Raw genomic sequence first — 23,170 nt, 5'->3', positions numbered from 1 at the left:
AATCATCCGAATAGGCTTCGTGCTTGAAAAGGAGGCACGTCCGGACCCCGTCCGGATCGTGCTGAATCAGCGTTTGAACGCGGCGATGCGCGCCGTTGCCTCGCGCCATTCGTGTTCGAGTTGGCCCATCAGTTCGGCGGCGCCGAGACCTTCGCGGCGGGCGCGGCCCAAAGGCGCGCCCTGACCTGACCATAGCGAGAGATAGTCGCCGTTTTCCGCGCGGCTCGCGGCTTGCCGCAGCTCCTGCGTCAACGCGTTTTGCACCGGATACGGCGCGATCTTCTGCGCCGCTTCGCTCAAACGCTGCATCAATGGATTGCGTATGCCGCGCGCATGGCGGCCGGTGATCGCGCGCGTGACCGAAGTCGACGTGTCGGACGTGGACCGCACGCGGGTTTTCCATACCTGCGGGATCGCGCTCTCGTGACAAGTGAGAAACGCGGTGCCCATCACCGCGGCTTGCGCGCCGAGCGCGAGCGCCGCGACGATGCCGCGTCCGTCCATGATGCCGCCTGCCGCGAGCACCGGCAGCCCGGTCGCGTCGACGAGCTGCGGCACGAGCGCCATCGTGCCGACCAGCGCGTCTTCGAATGCGCCGATGAATGTACCGCGATGCGCGCCCGCCTCCGCGCCTTGCGCGGCAATCGCATCGGCGCCCGCGTCGCGCCAGGCCACGCCTTCGGCGGCATGCGTCGCGGTGCCGATGACATATAGACCGTTGGCGTGCAGCCGGGCGACCTCGTCGGCCGGGAGCAATCCGAATGTGAAACTCGCGAGCGGCACGCGCAATTCGATCAGCATGTCCAGTTGCCCGCGGAAATCCGGCGCGTAGCGTGCGAGTGGAGCGCCCGGCGGCAAACCGAGGTCGTGGCGCAAGGGATCGATAGCTTCGAGCGCGGTACGCACGGTCGCGTCGTCCGGCGTGGCCGGCGCGAGCACGAACAGATTCACGCCGAACGGACGATCCGTCAGCGCGCGAATCGCCGCGACTTCGCTCGCGATCTTCTCGGGCGAGAGCGCCGCGCCCGCCAGAAAACCGAGACCACCGGCATTCGATACCGCGGCCACCATTGCCGGCGTCGTCGCGCCGCCCGCCATCGGCGCCTGGACGACCGGCACACGCAACCCGAAACGCTCCGCAAACGGCGTCACAAAACTGCCTTCACTCATGATGGATTCCTTTCCCGTCAATGCGCTCGCCATGTGAGCGAGCCAACACGCTTCAATGTACCGAGGCGGCCCGCGCGGGAAAAATGAATTATCGAGAACGTTTCAATCGCCTTACGAGATTTCCGCCTCACGGAGCCGCGCTGCACGGCGTTTCTTTTGGTGGCAAACTGACCGCCCCGCTTCAGGCATTCAGGCCTCTGGCCTTCACTCGGACCGACCTCGCGCGAGCCGCGCGCGAGTCAATGGAGAGCAACATGAGCACCACTTCCCGATGGATCGACATTCCCGCCGGTAACGACAGTTTCGGCGGCTACCTGGCGTTGCCCAAAGGCGGCAAGGGACCGGCCGTCATCATCATTCAGGAAATCTTCGGCGTGAACAGCCATATCCGTTCGGTCGCGGATCAGTACGCGCAAGACGGCTACGTCGCGCTTGCACCGGACGTGTTCTGGCGCGTGCAACCGCGCGTGGAATTGACGTATGACGGCGCCGATCGCGAGAAGGGTATCGAGTTGATGCAGAAACTCAAGGTCGACGAAGCCGTGGCCGATATCGGCGCAGCCGCCGCCGCGCTGCGCGCCATGCCGGAAGTGACCGGCAAGATCGCGGCAATCGGCTTCTGCTTCGGCGGCCGGCTCGCGTATCTGGCGGCGGCGCAAGGCACGCTCGACGGCGCGGTCGCCTACTACGGCGGCGGCATCCAGAACCAGCTCGACGAAGCCGCGAAGATCAAGGTGCCGATGCAGTTCCACTACGGCGAACTCGACGCGCATATCCCGGTGTCGGCCGTCGGTCAGATTCAGGAACGCTTCGCCGGCCGCACCGACGCCGAATTCCACATCTATCCGAACGCCGATCACGGCTTCAACTGTTCGGACCGCGCATCGTATAACCAGCGCGCCGCCGCGTTGGCGCATGGCCGCACGCTGACGTTCCTCGGCGAACGTCTGTAACGCGCGGTTTTAATTCGCGCGCTGATTTGTGCCGCGATTCGCGTCGCTTATCTGCACGCGTCAATTGCGCCTTTTTGTTGGCGCTTTTCATGTGCGTCAGTAACTGGCGCGCATAACTCAGTTACTCTCTCAAAGACGGCGTGTCAGTGGCACGCCGTCTTTTCCATGTGCGGCAATCAATCCGGGCGACGAAACCTCGCGGCGCGGTTCATCGCGCGCATGGAGCGCCGGCCGATTCAACACTCGATAGTGAGGGCTCATCCGTCGTGCATTCAGACTATCTCGCCCATGACGCCACCGGCCTCGCCGAACTGGTACGCAAGCGCGAAGCAAGCGCGCGCGAGTTGCTCGACATCGCGATTTCACGCACCGAAGCCGTCAACCCCGCGATCAATGCGATTGTCCTGAAGGACTACGATGCAGCCCGTCAACGCGCTTCACGTGACGACGCGAGTCGGGCGAACGGTGCAAACAACGCCGATGGCGTCAGCGCGCAAACAGCACTGGCCGGCGTGCCCTATCTGATCAAGGACCTCGGCGCGCCGGTCGCCGGACTGCGCATGGCCATGGGCAGCCGCCACTACCGCCATTTCATTCCCACCGAAGACGCGCCAGTGGTCGCGCTGGCGAAAGCGGCCGGCCTCAACATCTTCGCCAAGACCAGCACGTCCGAGCTCGGCCAGATGCCTTATACGGAGCCCGAACTGTTCGGCGCGTGCCGCAATCCATGGAATCTCGACCATACGCCTGGCGGTTCGAGCGGTGGCGCGGCGGCGGCGGTTGCCGCCGGCATCGTGCCGCTCGCGCATGCGTCGGACGGCGGCGGCTCGATCCGCATTCCGGCGTCATGCTGCGGACTCTTCGGCCTGAAACCTTCACGCGGACGTGTGCCGCGTGCGACCGCGCAGGCTGAGGCCGGCGAACTCGGCGTCGATCATGCGGTGTCGCGCAGTGTGCGCGACAGTGCGTTGCTGCTCGATCTGCTTGGCGGCAATGCCGACCGGCCGCTCGGCGCGCCGGGCACGTTTCTGAGCGCGAGCCGCGAGCCGTGCAAGCCGCTGAATATTGCGTACGTCACTGAGCCGATGCTCGCGCCGTCGCTTTCCGCCGACGCGCGCGCCGCGCTCGAAGACGCTGCGCAACTCGCCAGCTCGCTCGGCCATAACATCGAGCCGGTGTCGCTCGGCATCGACTTCGCGGCGGTTCGCCACGCGTTCCTCACGCTCTGGTCCGTGACGGCGGAAGATCTGGTGCTGAATGCCGAGCGCATCAGCGGCCGCAAACCGCTACGCGCCGAATTCGAAATTTCGACGTGGGCGATGGCGCATGTGGGCCGCAAACTCGGTGAACGCGGCCTGCCCGCCGCGCTCGAGGAACAGCGCCGCATCACCGCGCGGCTCACCGATCTGCTGAATCGCTACGATGTGATTCTGTGCGCCACGCTCGCCGCGCCGCCGATCAAGATCGGCGAGATGCATCCCACGTCGGCTGAACGCATGCAGATGCGCGCCGTCACCGCCATGCCGCTCGAAGCGCTGATGAAAAAGGTGCTGATGGAGGCGTCGAACAAGGCGTTTACTTGGGCCGGTTGCACGGAATTGTTCAATCTGAGTGGCCAGCCGGCGATGTCGGTGCCGCTTTACTGGAATGCGCGCGGGCTGCCGATCGGCGTGCAATTCGCCGCGCGCGACGGCGGCGAGGCGACGCTTCTGCGTCTGGCCGCGCAGCTCGAAACGGCACGGCCGTGGTTCGACAAACGGCCGCCGTTGATACAGGCACGCAACTAGACGAGCGGTATGGGAGAAGGTATCTCAACGAAGTAGCGGCAATGGCTCGCTGCCGGCATCAAAGCCTGACTAAAACCCGCCGCCGTTCAGGCCGGTTTGCGATGCGCGTCGAGATCCGCGTGGCGCTTGCCCGGAATGCAGGCGACCGCGACGATCGATAGCGCCAGTCCACCCATCACGTAGTAAGTCGGCGCGAGCGGCGAGCCGGTAGTGTTGATGAGCCACGTCACGACGAACGGCCCGAAGCCGCCGAACACCATCACCGCGATGTTGTAGGCCAGCGATAAACCGGTCGAGCGCACGTTCGCCGGAAACAGCTCCGCGATCAGCGCGCCGAACGGTCCGTAATAGCCGGACAGCGTGATCGACAGCAGCGCCTGCACCAGAATCAGTTTCGACACGCTCGGCTCCGCCGCGAGCCACGCGAACAGCGGATAAATGATCACGAGCGTGATCACCAGCGACCACAGCGACAGCCCCTTGCGCCCGATCCGGTCCGACCATGCGCCGGTCAATGGCGACAGCACCGTCAACAGCAGATTGCCGACGATCACCGCGTAAAAGGATTGCGCGTAGGGCAATTTCAGTTGATTGACCGCGAAGGTCGGCAGATAGCTGATCAGCACATAGATCGTCACCGTGAGCGCGATCACCGAGCCGAGTCCGCAGAGCACGTCGCGGGTGTGAGTCCGGAAGACTTCGCCGAGCGTCGCGCGCCGCGCGGTTTTTTGCGCGAGTAGAAACGCTTCCGAATCCGCGAGATGCCGGCGGATATAAAAACCGATCGGCCCGATGATCAAACCCAGAATGAACGGCACTCGCCAGCCCCAGGATTTCAACGCCTCGGGCGACAGTCCGCGCGTGATCAACGCGCCCACTAGTGCGCCGAGCAGCAGCGCCGCCGCCTGGCTCGCCATCTGCCAACTGCCGTAGAAGCCGCGCTTCGAAAACGGCGCCGCTTCGATCAGCAACGCCGTCGAACTGCCGAACTCGCCGCCGGCGGAAAAGCCTTGCAGCGAGCGTCCGACTACGATCATCAACGGCGCGCCGATGCCGATCGCCGAATACGGCGGTGCGATCGCCAGCACCAGAATGCCGAGCGTCATCAGCGCGATGACGAGCGACAACGCCGCCTTGCGTCCCGCGCGATCCGCGTAGAGTCCGAGTACGATGCCGCCGATCGGCCGCATGACGAAAGCGACGCCGAACGTCGCGGTAGCGAGGAGCAACGACGAATAGTCGCTGCTGGCCGGGAAGAACAACTGCGCGATGACCACCGTCAGAAAACCGAACACGGTGAAGTCGTACCACTCGAGTGCATTGCCGATCACAGCCGCGACGACGGCTCGCGTATGAAGGCTCCTTGACGCTGGTTTCATTCGAATCTCCAGCCTGCCAAAAGTATCCTGTGGTGCGTCGTTTTAGTGCAATGCCGTATTAGCGCGAGCGAGAAAAAAGAGCGCGAGCCGTAGAGGTCGCCTTGGAGTGTAAAGAGCGTACAAGCGGTTTTCAAGCAGCAAAAAGGCGTCTGCCGCGCGGGGTGGCAGACGCCTGAATGAGGGCACTTCGAATGCGCACCGCCATGTTGCGGCGCGTTTCGCGCAAGACTGAGTGCGTGTGCGGCTGATGGGTAATCAGGCCTTCTTGTTATATGCGCTGCACCAACCCTTGCTCGCGACCTGCTTGCCGGCGAACATTGGGCAGCCGCCGTAAGCGTCGGTCGGCTTGGCCTGATAGAAGCTGCAGTTGCCGCAGTCCTGGCCTGGTGCGTACTTGGCGAATTTCGCCTTGTCGACTTTCGTGGCGTCTTCCTTGTAGCCGAGGGCTTGCGCGGTCGGATCGGTTTCGGCGACTTTCGGTGCGTCGGCGAATGCCTGGCGCGACAGCGCAAAAGTGGATGCCACACCAATGCTGGTGATCAAAAACGTACGACGGGAAGGTTTCATGGGGACTCACTCCATTTATATTGAACTGATCGCCGTTCTGGTGACAGCGGTCCCCAAGGATAGCAATGAAGCCGTCACGCGTGACGGTCCAAATGATAGAGATAACCGAATTGGTACGACTGCGCGTCTGAATGTCGCGCGGAATGCGAATCGATCGCATGCGAGGTGAGCACTCGCGGTGAAACTCGCGATGCGAACCGCGCGCGAATCACGCGCGTCCGCTCAACTCGCACACGCGCTGCGCGATCGCAAGCGACGCCGTCAATCCCGGCGACTCGATACCGAACAGATTGACGAGTCCACGCACACCATGCGCGGCCGGACCTTGAATCACGAAGTCGGCAGCAGGTTCGCCGGGACCGGAAAGCTTCGGACGAATCCCCGCATACGCGGGCTGCAATGCATCGTCCGGAAGCGCGGGCCAATAGGCGCGGATCGCCGCATAAAACGATTCCGCGCGACGCGGATCGACGTCGTAATTGATCGCATCGACCCATTCGACATCGGGACCGAAACGCGCCTGGCCGCCGAGGTCGATGGTCAGATGCACGCCGAGGCCGGCCTCGTTCGGCATCGGATAAATCAGGCGGCTGAATGGCGCGCGCCCCGAGATGCTGAAGTAGTTGCCGCGCGCGAGATAGAGCGGCGGCACATGCCGCGCGTCGAGTCCGCGGATCTTGCGTGCCAGTGCGTTCGCCTGCAAACCGGCGCTGTTGATCACGCACGCTGCGCTGATCGTGGTCGGCGCAGCGCCGCCCACCTTGATGATGAAGCGGCCGTTGCTCGCTTCGATCGCCTGGACCGGCGCGTGAAACGCGCACACCGCGCCGTCGCGTTCGGCGTCACCCTGCAGCGCCAGCATGAACTGATGACTATCGACGATGCCCGTCTGCGGCGAGAACACCGCTTCGACACATTCGAGCGCGGGTTCGAGCGCTTGCGCCTGGTCGCCGGTGATTCGCATCAGGTCGAGCACACCATTGTCGCGGCCTTTGGCCATGATGCTTTCGAGCTGAGGAATCTGGTTGCGCGAAGTGGCCACCAGCAATTTGCCGCAGCGCGAATGCGGCACGTTACGCTCGACGCAGTAGTCGTAGAGCATCTCACGGCCGCGCACGCAAAGCGCGGCTTTGAGCGAGCCACGCGGATAGTAGATGCCCGCGTGAATCACCTCACTGTTGCGCGAGCTGGTGCCCACGCCGATTGCTTCGGCCGCTTCCAGCACGATGACGTCGCGGCCTCGCGCCGCCAGAGCGCGCGCCACCGCGAGACCGATCACGCCGGCGCCGATCACTACACATTCGATTTGGTCCATGTCCCTTGACGCGGCCAACGTCGCCGCGCGCTACCTCGTTCACCCGATCAAGATGAAGACAGGGTGCGGCTGTTGCGTGCCGTACACCGCTCGCTGCCGAACGCACCTGTCCATTCGCAACCGCTACGTAAAATTGTACGACGCCGTACAGACACAAATGCCCGCAGTCGGCAATGACTGCGGGCATGCGGTCTTGAGCGGGTCTCAAACGTAGCGGCCGGACTTAATTAGTGTACGCCGTCGAGGGTCGCAGCGCTCGCTTCTTCGCGTGGCCGGTGAAGCTGGCTGGCGGCTGGGGCTTGCACTTGCGCGCGTGTCACGCCGCTCGGTTGCGCGTATATGGAGACTTCGAGACGGTACGAGGTCCCGATTGATAACGACTCAGCATCTCATTAATAGCAATACTTGCCGCGGCATTCACTGCATTTCGGGCACAGATTCCCGCTTTTGACGATAAAAAAAGCCGCCCGGAGGCGGCTTTCCTACGAAAAAGCGGCAAAAATGCTCAAAAACCGATGGGTTTTCGCCGGTTTCCGTGGTCCAGGCGAATGTCGCCGGCTTCGACATGGTCCCGTCCGTCGATCCGCGCCGCGCCGAAGCCGTTGAGAATCGCCCGGCGCATTTCACGTGGCGATGCCCGCATCAACGCATCGAGCGCGGCGTCGCCGAGCACCTCGGGAAAGCGCAGGCCCCAGTTGTGCGCGCAGCGGATCTCGTCGTAGATCGCCTGCGCGATGCGGCGCGCGCCGTCGCGATCCGGCGGCGGGATCTCGTACACGTTCATCCGGTTCAGGATCGGCTCGGGAATCGAGCGTTCGTCGTTCGCCGTCGCGATCCAGATCACGTGGCCGGCATTGATCGGAATCTCGGCGAATTCGTCGATGAAGGTCTGCGCCGTGTCATGCTCCAGCAGCGCATACAACGCGCCGAGCGGATCGTATTGCGAATCGCCGGTGGCCTTGTCGATTTCGTCGACGGCGATCACCGGGTTCGCGTAGCTGCCGTTCACGAGCGCATCGAACACCTTGCCCGGCTTCGCGTTCTTCCATTGCGACGAGGCGCCCGACAGAATCCACCCCGCCGTCAGCGAACTCATCGCCACGTATTGATACGCGGTGCCGAGCAGGCGCGCCAACTGCTTGGCGAAGTGAGTCTTGCCGATGCCAGGGTCGCCGAGCAGGAGGATCGGCATCAGTTCGAGCCGGTCTTCTGTTTCGAGACACAAGGCGACCTGCTTGCGGATGTCGTCGAGCGGCGCGGAAAAGTTGGGCAGCGCGTCGATCAGATCGTCGATCGACGGCATGCGGTTCGGCTTCACGCAAAAGCGCAGATTGCCGGTTTTCAGCATCTTTTCGTATGTCGCGCGCAATGCCTCGTTCGCGCCTTCACCGAGATCGTTCAGCGCGGTCTCGACCTGATCGAGGTCGTACACCCTGCTGAAAGACGCCACGGCGATTTCCTGTTTGACCATTGCTGTTGTCATCGCTCACCCCGTCTGGCTGGTCTTGCTGCTGCGGCTCCTTGTATGGCGCCGTTTCAGGTCCAGTGTATCGAGGCCATATTCGCGTGCAAGCCAGCAGTCGTGCCGCTCTGCTGCTAACAGCGGGTTGTTTTTGGGGATTCCCAGCCTTATCTGAAATGGATTGTTGCTGAACCCGGCCCCGTTTGAAGTGTCAGAAAGGCGTTGCGCCTATCGGGGGTAAGATGGCCCTCTGACTACGCTGCCGGATCCCGTGACCGGAGACTTTTTCTATGTGGAAAACCAGTATCGCGGCCGTGTTGCTCGGCACCTCATTGCTTGCGAATGCACAACAGAGCGCACAACAAAGCGCACAACAACGGCCGGCGCAGCAGGTCGTGCAATGGCAGTTGCAGGTCATGCGCGATGGCCAGCAAATCGACGCGTTCGACGGCACCACCACCGTCGGCCAGGCGCGCACCGACACGCATCACAAGATCGTGCAGCATAACGTCGGCTGCAAGGATCAACCCGCCGGCAGTATCGATCTGGCGCGCACGCTAACTGTCTCGCCGCTGCAGGCGGATGCAAGCGGCGTCACACTGTCGATCGAAGCGCAGGAAACGTTCGAGGAAAACGCCGCGCGGCAAACCGACACCGGCTGCAAACTGCCGCCGCAACCGCGTCAGGTGAGCGCAAGCCATCCGGGTCTGAAGGTGGCGACGGGGCAATGGGCCAGTTGGACCATCGTCGATAAGGATCCGAACCTGGTCTACCGCGTGCGTGCGAGTCTCGCGGACAGCGCCAACACGGCAAACTGATCACACTGATGCAAAGCACACGCAAGAGAACACGCAAACAACGCGCGACTAACCGACGCCCCCAACCAGAACACGTGGACAACGCGGCATGCGAAACCCCGAAGAATTGATCCGCGAGAGCGTAGCGCCCAAGGATTTCGTTGCGGTGAGCTGGAACCTGCATAAAGGCCGCACACCGCTCGGCTTTCAGGCCTGGCAGGCCATGCAACGCTGGGTGCAATCGACCCACGCGGACGCCTATTTTTTGCAGGAAGCGATGGCGCGGCGCATGCCGTCGCCGGTGCTGGCGAGCAGTTTCGGCGCGCCGCTCTCCGATCCGTTGAGCGATGTGTGGCATTGTCAGGCCACTGAAATCGCGCGTGCACTCGAACTCGAAATCGCGCTCGGACCGAACGTGTTCAAACCGTCGTGGCGGCATGGCAATGCGATTCTCTCGCCGCATCCGCTCGATCTCGGCGGACGCTGGGACATCTCCGCGCATCGCTTCGAAAAGCGCGGCTTGCTGGTGGCGCGCGCCACCTTCGGCGGTCACTCGGTCACGCTGCTGTGCGCGCATCTCGCGCTCACGCGTTCGGCCCGCTTGCGTCAGATGAACTGGATCGCGCACTGGATCGCGAAGGAAGCGCCCGAAGGTCCGCTCGTGCTGGCCGGCGACTTCAACGACTGGCGCAACGATTCCGTGCCGCTCTTCGGCGAGCATGGTTTGCAGGAAGTGGCCACGCTGCTCGGCGAGTCCGGCCGCACCTTTCCGGCTTTCTCACCCGCACTCGCGCTCGACAAGATGTTCGTGCGCGGCATGAAGCCGATCGAATGGATCCAGCCGACGCAGGAAACCGCGTGGCTCTCGGATCACCTGCCGTATATGGCTCGCTTGCGGGTCGAATAGAGGCCATCCTTCAGGCGCCGCACATTAGTCCTTGTGCGGCGTCCATTTCAGCGTCGCGGCAATCTCCTCGCCCGGCTGCAACACGCAGCCGCCCACATGCTTGTGCATGCCGACCGCGTTGAAGCAATCGGTGGTGTTCGTCACCGGTTCCACGCACAGTTGCGCGTCGTTAGCCGGCGCGAACACCACCATGTGATCGAACGGCGCGTCGGCTGTCATCGTCAGTCGACGGTGTTCGTCGGGCCACGCAATGGTCGCCTCGCGCGACCAGTTCGCGAAGTTGTTGTCGAGATCGAACGCGTCCGGCGACATGCCTTCGCGCAACGCGTTCACAGCGGGATGCGGGCCGAGATGCGTCGGCAGCACGTCGGCGTCGGCGTGCCACATGGCTTCCACCTCGGCGTACACGCGAGTCTGCGCAGTGCGCGGATAGTACGGGTGATGCCCCATGCCGAACGGCATCGGCTGCCCGGCCAGGTTTTGCGCTGACAGTGTGATGCGCAACGCGCCGCCGCTCAACTCGATACGCTGCCGCGCGCGATAGCGGAACGGCCAGTCGCCTGGGATGCGCGAATCCGGTTCATGTTCAAAGTGCAGTTCGACCGAGCTTTCGGTACGCGCCCCGACTTGCCAGGGATGCCGCCACGCATTCCCATGCAGCGCATGTCCGAAACGCGTGTCGTTGCCGGTGAGATCGATCGTACGGCCGTCGAAGTCAAAACGCGCGTCGCGAATCCGGTTGCAGTAGGGAAAGAGCGGAAAGCTCGCCATGCGCAGCGGATCGCGTTCAGCGAAGGCCGCCGGCGCGGCCGGCCGCAGCCAATGCAGCGGGCCGTCGGGCGTCGTTTCGTAGAAAGCCGCCAGCGCGCCGCCCACTTCGGGGGCGATCACGGCACGCAGCGCGCCGGCCGAGAGCGTGACGACCGTGGGCACGATCGCGGGATCGTCGAGCCACATGAGCCCGGTCGCGAGCGGCCGGATCGAATTCAAGGAAACGTCGCGCATGGTCAGAAAAGTCGGGGCCTCAGGCGGATGGCGGCATGAACGCGCATCGGTGTCTCCTATGACGTGCCGCGCACAGCGCGCGGCCGGCGGACTGTCACAATCCGCGCGACCGAGAATCGCATGCCAAAGCGCAGTCGTCAATATTATTAGTAATAAATTTGTCGAGCCGCGCTTGCGCAAACGGCGATGAAACTCTCCCAAATGACGGGTTAGCGCGCGTTGCCGCGCGCATATTATTAGTGGTACCGTCAAGCACCGAGATGCCCACGGCATGCCCCAGCTTTAGCGCCGCTGCAGCGGCCCGCACAATGAAAAAATCGACTCAACGCCGTCCGACCATGACCGACATCGCCAAGCTCACAGGCGTGTCGCAATCGACTGTCTCGCTGGTGCTGAACAACGCGACCGGCGCGAAGTTCTCGGAGACTACCCGCAACAAGGTGCTGAAGGCCGCGCACGACCTCGGCTACCGGCTGTCGCTGCGCGAGCCGGTGTCGGCCTCGGCCGACGAACGCAATCTGATCGTCTATCTCGCCGACGAAATTTCCACCAGTCCGCATCCGGTCGTGAACATCGACGGTGCGCGCGATGCGGCCTACGCCAGCGGCAAGATGCTGGCGGTCTATTCGACGCACGGCAACGCCGACATCGAGAAGCAGGTGCTGGACACCACGCTGTCGAATCCGCATGTGTTCGGCGTGATCTACGCGACCGTCTATACGCGCAAGGTGACACCGCCGGCGGCGCTGTCGCAGGTGCCGACCGTGCTGTTGAACTGCTATACGGGCGAAGGCGGGTTTTCGTCGGTGGTGCCCGCCGAAGTGGCGGGCGGCCATCTGGCGACCGACTGTCTGCTGCAAGCCGGGCATCGGCGGATCGGCTATATCAACGGCGAGCCTTGGCAAGACGCTTCGAAAGATCGTCTCAAAGGCTACCGCACCGCACTCGCGACCGCCGACCTGCCCTTCGCGCCGGAAATGGTGCGCGACGGCGACTGGAGCTCGGGCCTCGGCTTCGAACTGACGCTCTCGCTGATGCGCGAGCCCAATCCGCCGACCGCGATTTTCTGCGCCAACGACCTCACCGCGATCGGCGCGATCGAAGCGTTGAAGCAACTCGGCCTGCGCGTGCCCGAAGACGTCTCGGTGCTCGGCTATGACGACCAGGAAATCGCCCGCCACACGCATCCGCCGCTCTCGACGGTCGTGCTGCCGAACTACGAATTGGGGCGCTGGGCCGTCGAGACCTTGCTGCAGGAAGAACACAACCGTGCCGCCGGCGCGCCGGTTCGGCATCGCATGGTCAAGCTCGACGGTCCGCTCGTCGAACGCGGCTCGGTCAGGGTAATTACCGAGGCGAAAAAGCCAATAATTAATATTATTAGTGATTGACCGATAATAATTCCGAATGGAATAATCGGCACGTCCGGTAGGGCAGATCAACGCCGGCCGGCAGGAGAAATTAAAAGCAAATACACCTACCTCACCAGGTACTGGAGGAAGACATGGCGTCGCTCAACACGCAGTCGCGCGGTCACGTGCGCAAGCAGCAGATTCGTCCGCTGGCGGGTTCGCTGCTGGCTCTGGCAATCGGTTTCGGCGTCGCCACCGCGCACGCCGACGACGCGCTGCCGAAGTTGCCCAGCAAGACTCCGCTGAAGGTCGGCTTCGCGCAGACCGAAAGCAACAATCCGTGGCGTCTGGCGGAAACCAAGAGCTTCAAGGACATCGCCGCGAAGTGCGGCTGGCAGTTGGTCATGACCGACGCCAACAGTTCGAACTCCAAGCAGGTATCGGACATCCAGAACATGATCGCGCAGCACGTCGATCTGCTGGTGTTCCCGCCGCGCGAAGAAAAGCCGCTTGCGCCGGTCGTGCTGCAAGCTAAAAAGGCCGGCATTCCAGTGATCCTGGTCGACCGCGACGTCGATCAATCGGTCGCCAAGGCGGGTCGCGACTACATCACCTTCATCGGCTCCGACTTCATCGATCAGGGCCATCGCGCCGCTGACTGGCTCGTCAAGGCGACCGGCGGCAAGGCGAAGATCATCGAACTCGAAGGCACCACCGGCGCGTCCGCCGCCAACGATCGCAAGAAGGGTTTCGACGAAATCATCGCGAAGAATCCGGGCATGACGATCATCGCGTCGCAAAGCGGCGACTTCGCGCGCGACAAGGGCCGCCAGGTCATGGAAACGCTGTTGCAGGCGCATCCGGACGTGACCGCGGTCTACGCGCACAACGACGAAATGGCGCTCGGCGCGATCGCCGCGATCAAGGCCGCCGGCAAGCAGCCGGGCAAAGACATCCAGATCGTCACGATCGACGGCACCAAGGGCGGCATGGACGCGATCGCGGCCGGCGAACTCGGCGCGAGCGTGCAGTCGAGCCCGTTCTTCGGCCCGCTCGCCTGCGACGTCGCACAGCGTTACGCGAAGGGCGAAAAAATCCCGACGTGGGTCAAGGTCTCCGACAAGTTCTACGACAAGAGCAACGTGCAGCAGAACATGCAGTACGGCTATTGATAGCGAATCGGCGCCGTATGCGCGGTTTTAAAGTTTGAGCGCTGTGCCGTAGCGGAGCGTTCACCCGCTCCGGCGGCGCCCCGAAGAAGGAAGTCCCCCGCCTCGAAGCAAGTCCTGTTTGATGCATCGGGATCGGCGGATTGCCTCGCAGGACGTCCCCGCCCCGAATCTGTCTCCTCGGGGGGCGGGCGACGGGAAGGGTTCGGAGCGACGCGTTCGTGGCAGCACGAACCGTCGCTTCGCTTTTATGCGGCGTACCATGGTTCGACGACATCGCCCGCATCAGAGCCCGAACGAAGGGCCGCACCGGCTCGCACGTGCAACGCATAGCGCGCACGCGGCAAATCAAGCAGCACCTGCATCAGGAGGACACCCGTGACGGAATCCGGCAAAGAGACGCCACACTCTCCCCTTACCCGTTCGCCGCTGCTCGAGATGCAGGACATCGGCATCAGCTTCGGCGGCGTACCCGCATTGCGCGCCGCCAATCTGAGCGTCGCCGCCGGCGAAGTGCATGCGCTGATCGGCCAGAACGGCGCGGGCAAGTCGACCATGATCAAGATCCTGACCGGCGCGTATCGGCGCGGCTCGGGCAGCGTGCGCTTCGAAGGCCACGAAGTCGATTTCCGCACGCCCAAGCAGGCGCGCGAGGCCGGCATCAGCACGATCTATCAGGAGATCAATCTGGTGCCGTTCCGTTCGGTGGCGGAGAACATTTTCCTCGGCCGTGAGCCGCGCCGCTTCGGCCTGATCGACTGGCGCGCGGTGCAGCAACGCGCCGCCGCGCTGCTCGAATCGTTCGGTTTGCAGATCGATGTGAAGAAACCGGTCGGACGCTATTCGACCGCGATCCAGCAGATGGTGGCGCTCGCGCGCGCGGTGTCGTCGGATGCGAAGATGGTCATCATGGACGAGTCCACTTCGTCGCTCGACGAGCGCGAAGTGGAGTTGCTGTTCACCGTGGTGCGCAAGCTGCGCGACGACGGCCGCGCGGTGATCTTCGTGTCGCACCGGCTCGACGAACTGTACGCGTTGTGCGACCGCGTCACGGTGATGCGCGACGGCCAGACGGTCGCGCAAAGCACGATGGCGGACATGGACAAACTGCAACTCGTCACGACGATGCTCGGCCGCACGCTCGCCGCCGTCGTGCAGGACGACGCCGACGCGCGCGAAGCGAACCTCGCGCGGCGCGGCAAGCAGGCGATTGCGGTCGCGCATGTGAGCGCGCATCCGAAGGTGAGCGACGTGTCGCTCGAAGTGCACGCCGGCGAAGCAGTCGGTCTCGCGGGCTTGCTCGGCTCGGGCCGCACCGAAACCATGCGGCTGATGTTCGGCGCTGATCCGCTGGAACAAGGCTCGCTCTCGATCGGCGGCCAAGCGGTGGCGCTGAAGTCGCCGCAGGACGCGATCGCGCGCGGCCTCGCCTATCTCACCGAAGACCGCAAGGCCGAGGGCATCGTCCCCGAACTTTCGGTGCGTGACAACCTCACGCTCGTCAGTCTGCGCACGCTGGCGAAGAACGGTGTGGTCGACGTGAAGAAACAGCAGGCGATCGTCGATCGCTTCATTGCGTCGCTCGGCATCAAGCTGCGTTCCGCCGATCAGCCGATCCGCGAACTGTCCGGCGGCAATCAGCAGAAGGTTCTACTGGCGCGCTGGCTGGCCGCCGAGCCTTCGCTCTTGCTGCTCGACGAACCGACGCGCGGCATCGACGTCGGCGCCAAAGCGGATGTGGCAAAGATCGTGCGCGAGTTGCGCGACGCGGGTCTCGCCGTGCTGCTGTCCGCTTCCGAACTGGAAGAGCTGACGGCCGTGGCCGATCGCGCGGTCGTGATCCGCGACGGCCGCACGGTCGCCGAACTGAACGGCGCCGACATGAGCGAGAGCGCGATCATGGACGCCATCGCCTACGGCAGCGACGGCCATTCGCAATTGGCCGAAGCCGCGCAAACAGCGAACGCCGCACACATCGAAGACGCGTTGGAGGGCGACCGTCATGGCGCTTAAGTTGCACACCGAATCGCTGCATACCGAGCCGCGCCTCAGCGAAACCGCCCAGCAGATGACGGCCGCGCCGCCCGCCACCCCGGCAACGACGGTGCGTAAATGGCGCCATCTCGCCATGCAGCGGGAAGTGATCGTCCTGCTCGCGATGGTGCTCTTCAATCTGATCTTCACGCCGCACTTCTGGTCGCTGCAAACCTTCAACGTCAACATGACGCAGGTGGTGACGATCGTGATCGTCGGCATCGGCATGACGCTGGTGGTGGCGACGGGCGGCATCGATCTGTCGGTGGGCGCGTCGATGGCGATCTCGGGTGCGCTCGCGCCGATGCTGTTTCTGAACATTGCCGGACCCGGCGGCATTGCGCTCGCGTTCGTGCTGCCGGTGCTCGCCGCCGCGCTGTGCGGCGTGTTCAACGGCTTGCTGGTGACGAGGCTATCCGTTCAGCCGATTGTCGCGACGCTGGTGCTGTTCATCGCCGGACGCGGCATCGCGCAAGTGGTCACCGACGGCAGCCTGCAGGCGTTCAACACGCCCGCCTTCCAATGGATCGCGCTGGGCAAAGTCGCGGGCGTACCGTTCCAGGTGCTGCTGATGCTGGCGCTGGTCGCCGTATTCGTGTGGGTCGTGCGCAAGACGCTGTTCGGCCAGTATCTGCTGATCACCGGCGGCAACGAAAAAGCCGCCTATCTGTGCGGCGTGCCGACGGCCACGGTGAAGCTGATCGCCTACACGCTGTGCGCGGCGCTCGCGGGGCTCGCGGGGCTGATCTCGATCTCCGTGAACTCGTCCTCGGATGCGAACGTGGTCGGGCTCGGCGTCGAGCTCGATGCGATCGCCGCGGTCGCCGTCGGCGGCACGGCGCTCACCGGCGGCAAGGCGTACATCGGCGGCACGCTGATCGGCGCGCTGATCATCCAGTTGCTGCGCTACACGCTGCTCGCGCACGGCATTCCCGACGCGGCGGCGCTGGTGGTGAAGGCCGCCATCATCGTCGCGGCGGTTTATGTGCAGCGGCGCTCGCGCTAACGCTAACGCGGCAAGGACATTCCTGGACTCGAAGCGATGAAAAAGAATCTCCCTATCCTGCTCGCGCTGGCCGCGCTCGTCGTATTCGGCCTCGTGCGCTATGAGCATTTCGGCTCCGCGTACAACATCACGTCGTTCTGGCGCTACAACTCGATGTTCGCGCTCATCTCGGTCGGCATGGCGTTCGTGATCATCACGGGCGGCATCGACCTGTCGGTGGGTACCGTGGCCGCGCTGGCGAGCGTCGTCGCCGCCCTGACCAGCGTCTACGGCGGCTGGGTCGCCGTGCTGGCGGGCTGCGCCGCGGGACTCGCGGTCGGCGTGCTGAACGGGCTGATCATCACGCGTCTGAAAATCCTGCCGTTCATCGTCACGCTCGCGACGAGCCTCGGCGCGCACGGCGTCGCGCTGCTGCTCGGCAAGAACGATGCAGTGTCCATTGCCGCCGAGTCGAACTTCGGCAACTTCGGCCAGGGCGATCTGTTCGGACTGCCGATTCCGGGCATCGTCGCCGTGGTGGCGGCGGTAGCAGGCTGGCTCGCGCTGCGCAGCACGCGCTTCGGCCGGCATTCGCTGGCGATCGGCGGCAGCGAGGAAGCCGCGCGGCTGATGGGCCTGAACGTCGATCGCACGCTGGTGATGGCGTATGCGGTGAGCGGCCTGCTCGCCGGCATGGCGGGCGTGATCCTCGCCGCGCAGTTCGGCGCGGGACAGCCTAACGAAGGTGTCGGCTGGGAGCTGTTCGCGATCTCGGCGGTCGTGCTCGGCGGCACGTTGCTTACGGGCGGCGAAGGTTCGATCGCGATGACGATTGCCGGCGTGTTGTTGCTCGGTCTGGTGTTCAACCTGCTCAACTTCGAGAACGGGCTGGGGTTTATCAGTCTCTCGGCGTACTGGCAGTCGGTGATTCGGGGCGTGTTTCTGCTGCTGGTGATCGTGTTGCAGGCTCGTGTCTTGAAGCAGCGCGGGAAAAAGCGGGTCGCGGCTGCTGCGTGATCGATGGATTCACGCGGCGTGGCTGATCGATACGGCGTGGGTCCGCTGCGGTTGTGAGCTCACTTTAGCGAGCCTCGGAGTAATCAAAACCAAAACCGCCCGAAGTCTTAACTCAGCTAGGATTCGGCCATGTTGAACGGCCGCCCAATCGACTTTGTGTACCAACCCGATACGGTTAGATCGGCCCCAACGGGAACGCGGTCGCACGCACGCCGCGCTTCTCGCCACGATCCGTTTCATCACCATTCGTTACGCTTTTGCCAGTTTTATCAGCAGGGTCAATGCTGCAGCGCATGGCGGGTTTCGGTATCATCCTGAAAATGTTGCCCGTGCGGCGCGCCTACCCGGCGCATGCCGGACAACCGATGGCAGCCGCCCTGCGCGGCATTCGCCCATCGCCGCACCCCTGCCGAAGCGCGTAGCCGCACCACGCCAACGTATTGCACGGCGCCGATCGCAAAGACAGCCGGCGCCGACGCTTCCAGGTCCGGTAACCCGCTTTACCACGCTCAACCGCCGCGCCGCAGCCCTCAGGCAGCGGGCGCGGTAAAATAGCGGATTGCGCGTGATTCCCTTATGGGTTAGCGCAGCATCGCCCTTGCCGTGCCGGCCGGCTAAAACGACTGGCCGCCTTTGTTTTCGCACTATCCAAGAAGCCATGAGCAACCTGAATTCACAAACCGTCCTGAGCGTCCATCACTGGACCGATACGCTTTTCAGCTTCACCTGCACGCGCGATCCGTCGTTCCGTTTCGAAAACGGCCAGTTCACGATGGTGGGCCTCGAAGTCGACGGCAAGCCGCTGATCCGCGCCTACAGCCTCGCGAGTGCGAACTATGAAGAGCATCTCGAATTCCTGAGCATCAAGGTGCAGGACGGCCCGCTCACGTCGCGTTTGCAGCATCTGAAGGTCGGCGACGAAGTCCTGATCGGCAAGAAGCCGGTCGGCACGCTGATGGCCGACAACCTGCTGCCGGGCAAGACGCTGTGGCTGTTGTCCACCGGCACGGGCCTCGCGCCGTTCATGTCGATCATCAAGGATCCGGACATCTACGAACGCTACGAGCGCGTCGTGCTCACGCACACCTGCCGTTTCGTCGATGAGCTGGCGTACAAGGAATACATCACGGATCACCTGCCGGCGCACGAGCATCTGGGCGAGCTGGTTCAGGAAAAGCTGCTGTACTACCCGACGGTCACGCGCGAAGCGTTCCAGAACCGCGGCCGCATCACCGAGCTGATCGAAACCGAAAAGCTGTTCGCCGACCTCGGCGTGCCGGGTTTCTCGCTCGAAAACGACCGCATCATGCTCTGCGGCAGCCCGCACATGCTGCGCGACACGCGCAAGCTGCTCGACGAAGCGGGCTTCCAGGAAGGCAGCAACAACGCGCCTGGCCACTACGTGGTCGAAAAGGCCTTCGTCGGCTGACTCACGATCCAAAATTCGCGGCCTGCGCCGCGAATTCAGCAAAAGGAGCCTTCGGGCTCCTTTTTTTTGCCTGGTTACAATTTGGCATCCCTATACTGACATTCAGCGTCAGTATTCTTCCTACAAATTTCCTGTTGCGAATCATCAACCATTGCATGAAATGCAGTCGCTAACCCTTGGTGGGACTGCATTTTTTCTTTTTATGAGATATGATCGCGGCGCATCATCAGTCGAATTGACACGCCTGTCATGGCCCACCCGCCATGTTACTGAATGTAAATTTCGTTACGTCATACTGTAGCGATTCGTCCGTTGCGTCCTAAGCGCGACGGCCTGCACCTGGAGGCCAGAGACCCGCATGCGTTCTTTCGTCTTCGCGCCGCCGATGCGCATCCGCTTCGCTGTCCACAGCGCTTCCTGAGAGGGAAAGTCATGGATACGTCGACTGTCGTCCCGTTCACCGCCCCCCTTCCTTTGTCACCCGCACGTGACGGATTCGACGCGTCCGTCGCGGCCGAGCCCGCCGCGCTGGCCTCGCCGGCTGAACGGGAACTCGCGCGGCTGCGCGCCCGGGTGCGTGAACTCTCGGCTGAACTGGTTCAGGCGCAGGAAGCCGCATGCCGCCATGTGGCGCGTGAGCTGCACGATGGCGTGGGCGCCGAGCTGACGGCGACGCGTTTCGCGCTCGCCAGCGTGGAAACCTGGCTGCCGGCCGATGCGCCGCCGCAGTGTGCCGCCGCGCTTGCCGTGGCGAACCGGTCGCTCGACGCCGTGTGCGAGGCCAGCCGTCAGGCTGTCGCGGAACTGCATGCGCCGTCGCTCGAAGCCGGCATTGTCGGCGCGCTGGCTCACTGGACCGGCGACTTCGCCGCGCGCACGCAACTGCGCACGAGCTTCGTGTGCGCCGCCGACGTGCGTCTCACGCGCCTGCCCGCCGACGCCGCGCTGGCCGTGTTCCGCGTCGCGCAGGAAGCGTTGAACAATATTGCCAAGCACGCGCGCGCCGAATCGGCCGACGTGCGCATCGAAACCAGCCGCCGTCACCTCACGCTGATCATCAGCGACGATGGTGTTGGCGTCACGCGTAACGCCCGCAGCCGCCTTGGCCATTTCGGCCTGAGCGGCATGCAGGCGCGCTGCGCGGCTTTCGACGGCACGCTGCGCGTGAGCGCCCGGCGCGCCGGTTCGGAGCTCGGCGAGAGCGGCAAGGCATCGCGCGGAACCCTCGTACGCGCGCGCTTTGCCTGGGACGCGATGCTGGCGCGCGCGCCGCGCGCCGCTCGGCACGCGCTGCAATCGTGAGTACGCCATCATGAGTCTGCGCATTCTGCTCGCCGACGACCACGCGGTGGTTCGCCAAGGCGTACGCCAGTTGCTGCTCGACCGCGGCGTGGCGCGCGAAGTCACCGAAGCGCAAAGCGGCGCCGAAGCGCTCGACGCCGCTGCCCGCCACAGCTACGACGTGGTGCTGCTCGACATTTCGCTGCCCGACATGAACGGCGTGGAAGTGCTCAAACGTCTGAAGCGCAAGGCGCCGCGCGTGGCCGTGCTGATGTTCTCGATGTACCGCGAGGACCAGTACGCCGTGCGCGCCCTGAAGGCGGGGGCCGCCGGCTACCTGTCGAAAACCGTCGACGCTGCGCAGATGATCAGCGCGATCAAGCAGGTCGCGGCGGGCCGCAAATATGTGAGTCCGGCGATGGCCGAGGCGCTCGCCGACTACGTTTCCTTCGACGGCGAACAGTTGCCGCACGAAAAACTCTCCGACCGCGAATATCAGACGCTGTGCATGCTCGCGTCGGGCAAGCGGCTGACGGATATCGCCGTGGCGCTCTCGCTGTCGGTGAAGACGGTGAGCGTGTACCGTACGCGGCTGCTCGAGAAAATGAAGCTGCGCAATAACGCCGAGCTGACGTTCTACGTGATGAGCAACCGGCTCATCGACCTGAATCCGGCGATGGCGGGCTGACGTCCCGTCGACGCTCCGGCGGCGCTCTGTCCGCTGAATAGCTCGCCCTCGCCCTCGCCCTCGCCGAGGCGGGGTGAAGAGTGCGATTCCCGCCCGGTTGGCCACGCATCGAGCGAAAGCTTTGCGGCCATTGCCTGTCCCGCGGACGAAGGCGCCGCTCGAATGGCGCCTGCCGGGGATTTTCGGCCCGGCGTACTGGCGCTAAAAAGCACGTCCCAAAATGGTGCAAGGGCATGCATCCGTTAAAATCGTGGGTTTCCCGACATTCGGCGCGCAACACGCGTGCACTACTGGAGACCCCGCCAATGTCCCTGTTTCGCAAAAAGAGCGTCGAGCACATGATCGCCGCGAGTGCTCAGAACGCCGGCCTGAAGAAAGCGCTCGGCGCGCTCGATCTAACCTTTCTCGGTGTCGGCGCGATTATCGGCACCGGCATTTTCGTGCTGACCGGCACGGGCGCCGTGCAGGCCGGCCCGGCGCTGATGATCTCGTTCCTGATCGCGGCGATCGCCTGCGGCTTTGCCGCGCTCGCCTACGCCGAATTCGCCTCGACGATTCCAGTGGCCGGGTCGATCTATACGTACTCGTATGCGACGCTGGGCGAACTGGCCGCGTGGATCATCGGCTGGGACTTGATGCTCGAGTATGGGCTGGCCACCTCCGCGGTGTCGGTGGGCTGGTCGGGTTATCTGCAATCCTTGCTGTCGGGCTTCGGCGTGTCCTTGCCGGTGGCGCTGACGGCGGCGCCGGGCGCGTTGCCCGGCCATGACACGCTCTTCAATCTGCCCGCCTTTCTCGTGATGATGGCGATCACCGCACTGTTGTCGGTCGGCGTGCGTGAGTCGGCGCGGATCAACAACATCATGGTCGCGATCAAGGTCGTCGTGGTGTTGCTGGTGATCGGCGTAGGCGTGTTTCACGTGACGCCGGCCAACTGGCATCCGTTCATGCCGAACGGCTGGAACGGCGTGTTCGGCGCGGCGGCGGTGATGTTCTTCGCGTTCATCGGTTTCGACTCGGTGTCGTCCGCGGCGGAAGAGGTGAAGGATCCGAAGCGCGATCTGCCGATCGGGATTATTGCGTCGCTGGGCGTTTGCGCGGTGTTGTACGTGGCGGTGGCTGCCGTGGTCACCGGTATTGTGCCGTCGGCGCAGTTTGCGAATATTTCGCACCCGGTGTCGTATGCGTTGCAGGTGGCTGGTCAGAAGTGGGTGGCGGGGTTTATCGACCTTGGCGCCGTGCTGGGGATGCTGACGGTGATTCTCGTGATGGCTTATGGGCAGACGCGAGTGATTTTCGCCATGTCGCGCGATGGGTTGTTGCCGGCGAGGCTTTCGAAGGTGCATCCGCGGTTTGCTACGCCGTTTTTTACTACTTGGCTTGTTGGGATTTTCTTCGGGTTGATTGGGGCGCTCGTGCCGTTGAATGTGTTGGCTGAGCTGATCAATATCGGTACGTTGGCCGCGTTTTCGATGGTGTCGATTGCAGTGCTTGTTTTGCGGAAGACGCATCCGGATTTGCCGAGGGCGTTTCGGTGTCCTGGGGTGCCGGTTGTGCCGGTTTTGGCTGTCGCCTCTTGTCTGTTTTTGATGGTTAATCTTCAGGCGGTGACCTGGGTGGCTTTTGTTGTCTGGTTGCTCGTTGGGATGGTTATCTATTTCGGTTATTCGCGGAGGCATTCCAAGTTGAGCAAGTGATTTTCTTGCCTGCTTGATGGGTTGTTTTTTTGTTGTGCACTCTACCGTGTTGGCCTTTCCTTGAGTTCACGGTGGTCTATTGGCGTTGCCCCTGTGCGGGGCGGCACCTGGAGTGGTCAAGCCTCTTTGGACACCCACAAAGGGGTTTTTAATAAATCGAAGTTTCGTACCGCACC

The 23,170-nt window shown here is 63.6% G+C and carries 19 protein-coding genes; 13 read left to right on the top strand and 6 right to left on the bottom strand.

The window, feature by feature from the left end:
• Positions 1-66 precede the first annotated feature (66 nt).
• Entirely contained in the window at positions 67-1,170 is a 1,104-nt protein-coding gene (locus PQR42_RS37080) for an NAD(P)H-dependent flavin oxidoreductase (protein ID WP_408390353.1), read from the bottom strand.
• Between the two features lie 254 nt (positions 1,171-1,424).
• Between PQR42_RS37080 and PQR42_RS37075 the strand changes: the two genes are divergently transcribed.
• Complete coding sequence (locus PQR42_RS37075; protein WP_408219283.1) at positions 1,425-2,123, top strand: dienelactone hydrolase family protein; 699 nt, start codon at positions 1,425-1,427, stop codon at positions 2,121-2,123.
• 266 nt (positions 2,124-2,389) lie between these two features.
• Positions 2,390-3,910, top strand: coding sequence for an amidase (locus PQR42_RS37070; protein WP_408390356.1), 1,521 nt, complete (start codon positions 2,390-2,392; stop codon positions 3,908-3,910).
• Positions 3,911-3,996: 86 nt separating this feature from the next.
• Here PQR42_RS37070 and PQR42_RS37065 read toward each other — a convergent pair whose 3' ends face one another.
• The 4 genes from PQR42_RS37065 to PQR42_RS37050 form a co-directional block, all read right to left on the bottom strand.
• Complete coding sequence (locus PQR42_RS37065; protein ID WP_408221166.1) at positions 3,997-5,289, bottom strand: MFS transporter; 1,293 nt, start codon at positions 5,287-5,289, stop codon at positions 3,997-3,999.
• A gap of 255 nt (positions 5,290-5,544) precedes the next feature.
• Entirely contained in the window at positions 5,545-5,856 is a 312-nt protein-coding gene (locus PQR42_RS37060; protein WP_408221164.1) for a high-potential iron-sulfur protein, read from the bottom strand.
• Positions 5,857-6,064: 208 nt separating this feature from the next.
• Positions 6,065-7,171, bottom strand: coding sequence for an NAD(P)/FAD-dependent oxidoreductase (locus tag PQR42_RS37055; RefSeq protein WP_408390359.1), 1,107 nt, complete (start codon positions 7,169-7,171; stop codon positions 6,065-6,067).
• 505 nt (positions 7,172-7,676) lie between these two features.
• On the bottom strand, positions 7,677-8,654 hold the full coding sequence (locus tag PQR42_RS37050) for an AAA family ATPase (protein ID WP_408221160.1): 978 nt from the start codon (positions 8,652-8,654) through the stop codon (positions 7,677-7,679).
• A 269-nt stretch (positions 8,655-8,923) separates the two neighbouring features.
• Between PQR42_RS37050 and PQR42_RS37045 the strand changes: the two genes are divergently transcribed.
• Positions 8,924-9,451, top strand: coding sequence for a hypothetical protein (locus PQR42_RS37045; protein WP_132376357.1), 528 nt, complete (start codon positions 8,924-8,926; stop codon positions 9,449-9,451).
• An 88-nt stretch (positions 9,452-9,539) separates the two neighbouring features.
• Entirely contained in the window at positions 9,540-10,337 is a 798-nt protein-coding gene (locus tag PQR42_RS37040) for an endonuclease/exonuclease/phosphatase family protein (protein WP_408180397.1), read from the top strand.
• Positions 10,338-10,361: 24 nt separating this feature from the next.
• On the opposite strand, the gene PQR42_RS37035 is transcribed toward PQR42_RS37040, so the two are convergent.
• Positions 10,362-11,342: an aldose 1-epimerase gene (locus tag PQR42_RS37035; protein ID WP_408390362.1), complete on the bottom strand. Its 981-nt coding sequence runs from the start codon at positions 11,340-11,342 to the stop codon at positions 10,362-10,364.
• 338 nt (positions 11,343-11,680) lie between these two features.
• On the opposite strand from PQR42_RS37035, the gene PQR42_RS37030 reads away from it, so the two are divergent.
• From PQR42_RS37030 to bcaP, 9 genes are all read left to right on the top strand, one after another.
• A complete protein-coding gene (locus tag PQR42_RS37030; RefSeq protein WP_408221174.1) occupies positions 11,681-12,733 on the top strand; it encodes a LacI family DNA-binding transcriptional regulator in 1,053 nt (350 codons plus the stop codon).
• A gap of 113 nt (positions 12,734-12,846) precedes the next feature.
• Entirely contained in the window at positions 12,847-13,866 is a 1,020-nt protein-coding gene (locus PQR42_RS37025) for an ABC transporter substrate-binding protein (protein WP_408390365.1), read from the top strand.
• Positions 13,867-14,301: 435 nt separating this feature from the next.
• Positions 14,302-15,876, top strand: a complete 1,575-nt coding sequence (locus tag PQR42_RS37020; RefSeq protein ID WP_408390392.1) for a sugar ABC transporter ATP-binding protein — start codon at positions 14,302-14,304, stop codon at positions 15,874-15,876.
• A gap of 55 nt (positions 15,877-15,931) precedes the next feature.
• Complete coding sequence (locus PQR42_RS37015; RefSeq protein WP_408390395.1) at positions 15,932-16,903, top strand: ABC transporter permease; 972 nt, start codon at positions 15,932-15,934, stop codon at positions 16,901-16,903.
• 36 nt (positions 16,904-16,939) lie between these two features.
• Positions 16,940-17,899 (top strand): ABC transporter permease, encoded by a 960-nt coding sequence (locus PQR42_RS37010; protein WP_408390368.1) that lies wholly within the window; start codon positions 16,940-16,942, stop codon positions 17,897-17,899.
• A 658-nt stretch (positions 17,900-18,557) separates the two neighbouring features.
• Positions 18,558-19,328 (top strand): ferredoxin--NADP reductase, encoded by a 771-nt coding sequence (locus PQR42_RS37005; RefSeq protein WP_408221150.1) that lies wholly within the window; start codon positions 18,558-18,560, stop codon positions 19,326-19,328.
• Positions 19,329-19,760: 432 nt separating this feature from the next.
• Positions 19,761-20,630, top strand: a complete 870-nt coding sequence (locus tag PQR42_RS37000) for a sensor histidine kinase (protein ID WP_408390371.1) — start codon at positions 19,761-19,763, stop codon at positions 20,628-20,630.
• Between the two features lie 10 nt (positions 20,631-20,640).
• Positions 20,641-21,297, top strand: coding sequence for a response regulator transcription factor RqpR (gene rqpR, locus PQR42_RS36995; protein WP_408390374.1), 657 nt, complete (start codon positions 20,641-20,643; stop codon positions 21,295-21,297).
• Positions 21,298-21,602: 305 nt separating this feature from the next.
• Positions 21,603-22,994, top strand: a complete 1,392-nt coding sequence (bcaP, locus tag PQR42_RS36990) for a branched-chain amino acid transporter BcaP (RefSeq protein WP_408390377.1) — start codon at positions 21,603-21,605, stop codon at positions 22,992-22,994.
• Positions 22,995-23,170 lie beyond the last annotated feature (176 nt).

The organism is Paraburkholderia sediminicola (assembly GCF_046027355.1).
GTDB classification, from domain to species: Bacteria; Pseudomonadota; Gammaproteobacteria; order Burkholderiales; family Burkholderiaceae; genus Paraburkholderia; species Paraburkholderia sediminicola_B.
This window is presented reverse-complemented; position numbering and strand designations above follow the sequence as displayed.

Bases quoted from the DNA above. Each gene is read 5' to 3' on its own strand.
- PQR42_RS37080 (WP_408390353.1), bottom strand. From the start codon at position 1,170: ATGAGTGAAGGCAGTTTTGTGACGCCGTTTGCGGAGCGTTTCGGGTTG.
- PQR42_RS37075 (WP_408219283.1), top strand. From the start codon at position 1,425: ATGAGCACCACTTCCCGATGGATCGACATTCCCGCCGGTAACGACAGT.
- PQR42_RS37065 (WP_408221166.1), bottom strand. From the start codon at position 5,289: ATGAAACCAGCGTCAAGGAGCCTTCATACGCGAGCCGTCGTCGCGGCT.
- PQR42_RS37060 (WP_408221164.1), bottom strand. From the start codon at position 5,856: ATGAAACCTTCCCGTCGTACGTTTTTGATCACCAGCATTGGTGTGGCA.
- PQR42_RS37055 (WP_408390359.1), bottom strand. From the start codon at position 7,171: ATGGACCAAATCGAATGTGTAGTGATCGGCGCCGGCGTGATCGGTCTC.
- PQR42_RS37050 (WP_408221160.1), bottom strand. From the start codon at position 8,654: ATGACAACAGCAATGGTCAAACAGGAAATCGCCGTGGCGTCTTTCAGC.
- PQR42_RS37045 (WP_132376357.1), top strand. From the start codon at position 8,924: ATGTGGAAAACCAGTATCGCGGCCGTGTTGCTCGGCACCTCATTGCTT.
- PQR42_RS37040 (WP_408180397.1), top strand. From the start codon at position 9,540: ATGCGAAACCCCGAAGAATTGATCCGCGAGAGCGTAGCGCCCAAGGAT.
- PQR42_RS37035 (WP_408390362.1), bottom strand. From the start codon at position 11,342: ATGCGCGACGTTTCCTTGAATTCGATCCGGCCGCTCGCGACCGGGCTC.
- PQR42_RS37030 (WP_408221174.1), top strand. From the start codon at position 11,681: ATGACCGACATCGCCAAGCTCACAGGCGTGTCGCAATCGACTGTCTCG.
- PQR42_RS37025 (WP_408390365.1), top strand. From the start codon at position 12,847: ATGGCGTCGCTCAACACGCAGTCGCGCGGTCACGTGCGCAAGCAGCAG.
- PQR42_RS37020 (WP_408390392.1), top strand. From the start codon at position 14,302: ATGCAGGACATCGGCATCAGCTTCGGCGGCGTACCCGCATTGCGCGCC.
- PQR42_RS37015 (WP_408390395.1), top strand. From the start codon at position 15,932: ATGACGGCCGCGCCGCCCGCCACCCCGGCAACGACGGTGCGTAAATGG.
- PQR42_RS37010 (WP_408390368.1), top strand. From the start codon at position 16,940: ATGAAAAAGAATCTCCCTATCCTGCTCGCGCTGGCCGCGCTCGTCGTA.
- PQR42_RS37005 (WP_408221150.1), top strand. From the start codon at position 18,558: ATGAGCAACCTGAATTCACAAACCGTCCTGAGCGTCCATCACTGGACC.
- PQR42_RS37000 (WP_408390371.1), top strand. From the start codon at position 19,761: ATGGATACGTCGACTGTCGTCCCGTTCACCGCCCCCCTTCCTTTGTCA.
- rqpR (WP_408390374.1), top strand. From the start codon at position 20,641: ATGAGTCTGCGCATTCTGCTCGCCGACGACCACGCGGTGGTTCGCCAA.
- bcaP (WP_408390377.1), top strand. From the start codon at position 21,603: ATGTCCCTGTTTCGCAAAAAGAGCGTCGAGCACATGATCGCCGCGAGT.